Below are 3,200 nucleotides of genomic sequence, written 5' to 3'. Positions count from 1 at the left end.
CCGAACACCCCGCCGCGCGCAACCGCGAGATCCTCGGCTCGGCCGGCGTGGACGTGCTGGTGGCCGACGACGCGCTCCCGGCCGGCGCGACGAGCCGGCGCGAGGGCCTCGGCGTCGGCACGGTGCTGGTGCTGACCGACGCCGACGTGCTGGACGCCGCGCCGGAGGGGCGGCTCTCCCCGTACGCGGCGGACCCCGATGACGTGGCGTACCTGCTGTTCACCTCCGGCACGACGGGACGCCCCAAGGGGGTGCCCATCCGGCATCGGAACGTACTCCCGTTCCTCCGGCGCAACATCGCCCGGTACCGGGTCGGCCCGGACTGCCGGATGTCGCACACCTTCGACCTGTCCTTTGACCTGTCGGTGTTCGACCTGTTCGTCACCTGGGGCGGCGGCGCCACGCTTGTCGTGCCGGACCGGGCGGAGCTCTTCGGGCCCGTCGACTACCTGACTCGCCGACGGCTCACTCACTGGTTCTCCGTGCCGTCGGCGGTGTCGGTGAGCGCCGGGCTCGGCAACCTGCCCACGGGGCGCGACCACTCCCTGCGCCACAGCGTGTTCTGCGGAGAGCAGCTCGACTACGACCAGGCGGCCGCGTGGCGTGCGGTGGCGCCCGGGACCGTCATCGACAACCTCTACGGCCCCACCGAGCTCACCTTGGCGTGCGCCGAGTATCGGCTGCCGGTGGATCCGCGGCGCTGGCCGCGGACCTCCAACGGCACGGTGCCCATCGGGGAGGTCTACGACGACCTGGAGTATCTGATCACCGAGGCGGGCGAGCTGTGCGTCCGCGGCGCGCAGCGGTTCGACGGCTATCTGGATCCGCGCGACGACGCCGGCCGGTTTCTGGGCCACGACGGCACCGGGCCGCCGTCCCGTGCGCACTTCTACCGTACGGGGGACCGGGTTCGCCGAGAGGCCGGGCGCCTGGTCCACGTGGGACGGCTGGACGACCAGGTCAAGATCCGGGGCTACCGGGTCGAGCCCAGCGAGGTGGAGGCCGGCCTGCGGCGCGTGCCCGGGGTGCGGCGGGCCGTCGTCGTCACGGCCGGGCGGGCCGGGGCGACCGAGCTGATCGGCTGTTACACCGGGACGCCGGTGCCCCGGCCGGAGCTGCTGAGGGCGCTGCGCGACCGGCTGCCGATCCACATGGTGCCGCGGCGGTTCGTGCACCTGGCGGCGCTGCCGCTGGGCGCCAACGGGAAAGTGGACCGCGCCGCGATCCGTGATCTGGCCATGGAGGGCGCCGATGTCACGTAAGCCGGTCTCACCGCGGGGAATGGACTTCAGCCTGTTCTACTTCGCCAGCGACAGCCGCGAACTCGACGGGAGCCGCTACCGGCTGCTGCTGGACGGGGCGCGGTTCGCCGACGCGAACGGTTTCGCCGCGGTCTGGACCCCGGAACGCCACTTCCACCCCTTCGGTGGGCTGTATCCGAACCCTTCGGTGACCGGCGCCGCGGTGGCGGCCGTCACCGAGAACGTACGGTTGCGGGCCGGGAGCGTGGTGGCACCGCTCCACCATCCGCTGCGGATCGCCGAAGAATGGTCCGTGGTCGACAACCTGTCCGGCGGCCGGGCGGGGATCTCCTTCGCCTCGGGCTGGCACGCTTCGGACTTCGCGCTCCGGCCGGAGGACTACCGCGACCGGCGCCGCGTCATGGTGGAGCGGGCGGAGCAGGTCCGGCGGCTGTGGCGGGGTGAGGCGCTGGCGGTACGGGACGGGACCGGCGCCGAACAGCGGGTGCGGATCCACCCCTCGCCCATCCAATCCGAGCTGCCGACCTGGATCACCAGCGCCGGCGGGGTGGAGACCTTCCGGGCGGCCGGGCGGATGGGAGCGGGCGTGCTCACCCATCTGCTGGGCCAGGACATCGGCGACCTGGCCGTCAAGATCCGCGAGTACCGCCGGGCGAGCACCGGGCCGGGCCACGTGGCACTGATGGTCCACGCCTTCCTGGGGGACGACGCGGAGGAGGTCAGGGAGCTGGTCCGGGAACCGCTCACCGCCTATCTGCGAAGCTCCCTCGGGCTCCTCGCCGGTTCCGGGCTCGACGGCCGCCGCCGGATCGACCCGGCCGCGCTCCATCCCGGCGACGTCGACTTCATGGTCCGGCGCGCCTTCGACCGCTACGTCGACGACGGCGGCCTGTTCGGCACGCCGGACCGGGCCCTCCGCGTGGTCGAGCGGCTCCGGGCGATCGGCGTGGACGAGGTGGCCTGCCTGATCGACTTCGGCCTGCCCACCTCGACCGTGCTGGCCGGCCTCGACCATCTCGGCCGGTTGCGCGAGCTCGCCCGGCCGGTGGGAGTTCACCCATGACCGAGCGGACTCCGCGCCCCGGCCGGGAGGCCGGAGGGCACCTGACGGGATTCGACGCCGCGGCCGACCGGCTCCGCGTCCCCGGCATGGGGACCGAGGCGGTCGCCCCTCTCCTGGCCGACCTGGTCCGGCTGACCCGGCCGCGCCGGGTGCTGGAGGTCGGGATGGGATACACCACGGCGTTCCTGGCGGCGGCCCTGAGGGAGACCGAGGACCGGGCACGCGAGGAGGCCGTCGCGCTGGCGGCCAAGACCCGGTCCCACCTCGCCTCCGGGTCGCCGCTCGACGACGCCTGGCTCACGGCCGAACCGCCGCTCGCCGCGCCGGCGAGCCACCTGGAGCCCTACCGGCCCGAGCTCGTCGCGGTGGACGACCTGTCGAACGCCGCCTCCTCCGCCCGGCGGGTCGGGGACGTCCTGGCCGACCTCGGCCTCGCGGACCGGGTCACCATCGTCGACGCCACTCTCCGGGAGTGCCGCGACCGGCTGCCGCCGGGCTTCGCACCGATCGACCTGGCGTGGGTGGACGCGTGGGACTGCCTCTACTTCATCGACCACTTCCTCGACCTGATCAACCCCGACGGTGGCCTGCTGGTCCTCCACTACCTGATGACCTATCCGGAGGGCGAGGCGATCCTGCGCTACCTGGCCGGCCTCCAGCGGGCGCGCCCGGGCGAACTGGAGATCCTCAACCTCCTGGAGCCGCACAAGCTGGCCCAGAACAGCGTCACGGTGGTGCGGCGCGCGGGCGGCCGGCGTCCCGCCCACACCGGCGCCGGCGGCCGGGTCCGTTACGACGGCGGGTTGCACGCGGCCGCCGTCGCCCAGATGGAGCAGACCCCGGCGGAGTGAGCGGGCGGGCGCGGGCTGCGTACG

3 protein-coding genes are annotated in these 3,200 nt (G+C 73.8%); all 3 read left to right on the top strand.

The features are described from left to right. A partial coding sequence (locus ACFFNX_RS45970; RefSeq protein ID WP_378212650.1) for an AMP-binding protein occupies window positions 1–1,262 on the top strand: 1,262 nt, incomplete at its 5' end. Beyond that, window positions 1,252–2,325 carry an LLM class flavin-dependent oxidoreductase gene (locus ACFFNX_RS45965; protein ID WP_378212649.1) on the top strand — a complete coding sequence of 358 codons (1,074 nt, stop codon included), beginning with the start codon at window positions 1,252–1,254 and terminating at the stop codon, window positions 2,323–2,325. The genes ACFFNX_RS45970 and ACFFNX_RS45965, both read left to right, overlap by 11 nt. Continuing rightward, window positions 2,322–3,176, top strand: a complete 855-nt coding sequence (locus ACFFNX_RS45960; RefSeq protein ID WP_378212648.1) for a class I SAM-dependent methyltransferase — start codon at window positions 2,322–2,324, stop codon at window positions 3,174–3,176. Before ACFFNX_RS45965 ends, ACFFNX_RS45960 begins: the two co-directional genes overlap by 4 nt. The last annotated feature ends 24 nt before the right edge of the window (window positions 3,177–3,200 follow it).

The organism is Actinoallomurus acaciae (genome assembly GCF_042429965.1).
Taxonomy (GTDB): Bacteria; Actinomycetota; Actinomycetes; order Streptosporangiales; family Streptosporangiaceae; genus Actinoallomurus; species Actinoallomurus acaciae.
Note: the sequence above shows the minus strand (reverse complement) of the source record. Positions and strands in the feature narration are given on the sequence as shown.